This window comes from Planktotalea sp., assembly GCF_039984035.1.
Taxonomy (GTDB): domain Bacteria; phylum Pseudomonadota; class Alphaproteobacteria; order Rhodobacterales; family Rhodobacteraceae; genus Planktotalea.
Genome location: NZ_JBDWVM010000040.1, coordinates 1 through 3,125, shown reverse-complemented (window position 1 = coordinate 3,125; position 3,125 = coordinate 1). Strand labels below are relative to the sequence as shown.

The window sequence follows — 3,125 nt, the reverse complement described above, 5'->3', positions numbered from 1 at the left end:
CGATGCACCGAGGCCCGTTAGATAGTCCGCCGTTTCAGGGCGACCTGTGACGCCTGCCACCTTATGACCAAGATTGGCCAGAATGGCCGTCGCGACAGAGCCAACACCACCTGCAGCACCTGTAACCAGCACAGGACCGTCTTTGATGCCATGATCTTCCAGCGCCATCACAGACAACATCGCTGTGAAACCGGCTGTTCCAACAGCCATCGCTTGGCGCGTGTCCAAACCGCTCGGCAGTGGCACCAGCCAATCCGCCTTCACGCGCGCTTTTTGCGCATAGCCGCCCCAATGCGCCTCACCAACGCGCCAACCTGTCAAAACGACCTTGTCGCCGGCCTTGTAGCGTGGATCATCTGATGCCTCGACCGTGCCCGCGAAATCGATGCCCGGAACATGCGGATAATTGCGTACCAAACCGCCGCCCGGACCGATGCACAGACCATCTTTGTAGTTCACCGTGGAATATTCCACCGCAACCGTCACATCACCGGCTGGCAATGCATCCAGATCGATCTGCTCTACCGCAGCACTGGTCTTTCCGTCTTCATTCTTATTAACAACGAGCGCATTAAACATGGGCTTCCCTTCATCTTTCCAAGTAAACTTCGGGGGTTCGGGGGCTGGCCCCCGTCCCGCGAGTGATTAAATCCAAAACGTCTCTTTAACAGTGACTGGCTGCACACCTGTGGGCGTTACAACGTCCAGTTCAGTCCCTTCGTCCCAATGGGTCATGCGCACCATTCCAACGCCAACATTAGTCACAAAATCAGGTGAATAAGCGGCTGAGGACACATGCCCCACTTGCCGATCACCCGCCATTAATGGCCAAAGCCGATCGCATCCGGGAACCGCATCCCCATGTATTTCAATCGCGCGCACCTGCCGCACGGGGCCTTCTTGCGACACCCGCAACAGGGCATCGCGCCCGACGCAACCAATGGCCGTTGAGGTATTGCAGAACCGGCCCAGCCCACATTCATGCGGCGTATTCTCGTCGGTCATATCGTTGCCGTAGCTCAGCAAACCGCCTTCAATCCGCTCGATGCCATTGGGGCACCCCGCATGCACGTCCAGATCTTTGCCCGCTTCCATCAGCGCATTCCATAAGGGCATACCCATGTCAGCGCCATCGACATAAATCTCAAAACCGCCCTGCTTGGAATAGCCAGAGCGCGCAACCGCCATGGAGCGACCCTTAAAGTCGAACCAACCAAAGCGGAAGAATTTCACATCGCGCACGGCGTCGCCAAAGACCCGCGCCATCAACTCATCGGACTTCGGACCTTGGACAGCGAGAGGCGAAATATCTGGTTCATCCACCAAGACATCAAGGCGATATCCGTAAGCGATCCCCTTGACCCAAAACAACAAATCGCTGTCGGCGATGGAAATCCACCAGCGATCTTCCGCCAGTTTCAACGCCACAGGATCATTGAGCATCCCGCCCGTTTCATCGACGATTGGCACATAGTAGCACTGCCCCGGCATCATCCCGCGCAGGTCACGCGGTGTCAGCATCTGCATCAAACGCCCTGCATCGGGGCCGCGCAGCTCCACTTGCCGCTCTACCGCAACATCCCACACCTGCACGGCAGATTTCAGATGGTGATAATCCTCCTCGACCGAGCGGAACACGGTCGGCAAAAGCATGTGGTTATACACCGTATAGGCTTTGACGCCTGCCGCTTCGACCCCTTCAGAGAAAGGTGTACGCCGCAAACGTCGTGAAGGAGAGATCAGAGCCATAATCAGCTACTCCGGTAGAAATGGAAGGTCAGTGGTATACATCGGCGCTCCCGCCGCCCCGAGCATCGCGTGAACTTGGCCGCGATGATGGGTTTGATGATTAAACATATGCGCGATACAGGCGCCTTTAGGCTTGCTGACGTCTCGTTGGATCGATCCAGAAAACCACGTCAGATCACCCGATAGATCAATGTGAGACACCGATTTGGCCCAGTTCACAAATCGCGCATCTGTTTGAAAACGCGCCAGTGACCATTCGGCCAGGTCTTTGCACATCACTGTGGTATCTGTTTTGGTCAGATCAGTTCCGACGGGGCAATCCCCCCCGTCGAAACGCGAAATCCACAGTGTGTCGCCCCACAAAAGATGGTTCACAGTCTTGAATATCGATCCAAAAAACGCGCCGCGCTCCGCAGTCAGATCCGCTTCTGAAAGCGTCTCCAAGGACTTTCGAAGTTCCTCGTTTTGCCAGCGGTTGTAGCGCGCCATCAATTGGCAATATTCAGGTGTGATCATTTCTTTGCGCCGCTCCAATCGATCGGGCAAATCTCGGCGGATTTGCCGCCAAAGTCCCAGATGCGGCCAAAGTCACGCACTTTGGATTTGATGCCTTTCGCAGCGATGATGTCTGGACCCATCCAATATTTGGAGTTGGAAATCATCACAGGATGATCTGGGCTAGAGCCTTCAATCATCTCGATTTCGCCTTGGATTTTGCGGCCAATATAGAGCCCGCGCTTCTTGCCATCGCGCACGATTTCGACCTTCTCGCGCTCAGCATTGACGATATCGCTGACGAGCATCGTGAAGAGGCCCGTTGTACCGCCAGCCGCACCGCTGAAGATTTGCAAGATGCCGTTGTAGGCTTTGCCAGAAGCACGATCATCGACATAAGCGGCGACCTTCCAGCCGCCCTCGGCCATCTTGCCGGGGATTTCGACCATGAGACCCACGTTCAAACCACTGAGGTCTTCGCCCTCATAGTGGCCTTCATCAATCGCAATCGCCATCCATGCGTTGCAGTGCCCTTCCGTGGGAGGATGCGCGCCAAGGCTGACCACGCAGGGGCAGAACAATTCGCACGAGCAGTTCAGGAACAATTCGCCCTTGATCGCCCAATCCGTCGGCGTTGCCGTTCGACGTTTCGGGTTGCTCATGCGGCTATCGATCCGTTGGCTGATCGGCAAGCGATCCGCGTCAGGTCTTCTCTTTACGGCCATGGTTTATCCTCCGAATAGCGGGGTCCAGAGCAACACGAGCGCTCCGGCAGCGATCAAAGCCGCCCCCATTGGTTTTGTGACGTAATGTCCGATTTGCGGTAATTTTTCGATCACCATGAAAAACGTAGCGAGCCCCATCCATAGCAGGCTCATCAC

The 3,125-nt window shown here is 55.8% G+C and carries 5 protein-coding genes; all 5 read right to left on the bottom strand.

Going from position 1 to position 3,125, the window contains the following annotated elements:
* Positions 1 to 579, bottom strand: a 579-nt coding sequence (locus tag ABJQ89_RS01790; RefSeq protein ID WP_348494563.1) for an alcohol dehydrogenase catalytic domain-containing protein, incomplete at its 3' end; no start/stop codon positions are given.
* A 66-nt stretch (positions 580 to 645) separates the two neighbouring features.
* The gene (locus tag ABJQ89_RS01785; protein ID WP_348494562.1) at positions 646 to 1,749 is read right to left on the bottom strand and encodes a dimethylsulfoniopropionate demethylase; all 1,104 of its coding nucleotides are present in this window, start codon (positions 1,747 to 1,749) and stop codon (positions 646 to 648) included.
* Between the two features lie 6 nt (positions 1,750 to 1,755).
* Complete coding sequence (locus ABJQ89_RS01780; RefSeq protein ID WP_348494561.1) at positions 1,756 to 2,265, bottom strand: DinB family protein; 510 nt, start codon at positions 2,263 to 2,265, stop codon at positions 1,756 to 1,758.
* On the bottom strand, positions 2,262 to 2,969 hold the full coding sequence (locus ABJQ89_RS01775) for a DUF1326 domain-containing protein (RefSeq protein WP_348494560.1): 708 nt from the start codon (positions 2,967 to 2,969) through the stop codon (positions 2,262 to 2,264). The genes ABJQ89_RS01780 and ABJQ89_RS01775 overlap by 4 nt, the downstream gene beginning before the upstream one ends.
* Before the next feature lie 3 nt (positions 2,970 to 2,972).
* Positions 2,973 to 3,125 (bottom strand): DUF2182 domain-containing protein (locus tag ABJQ89_RS01770; protein ID WP_348494564.1); only part of this gene is annotated, 153 nt, incomplete at its 5' end.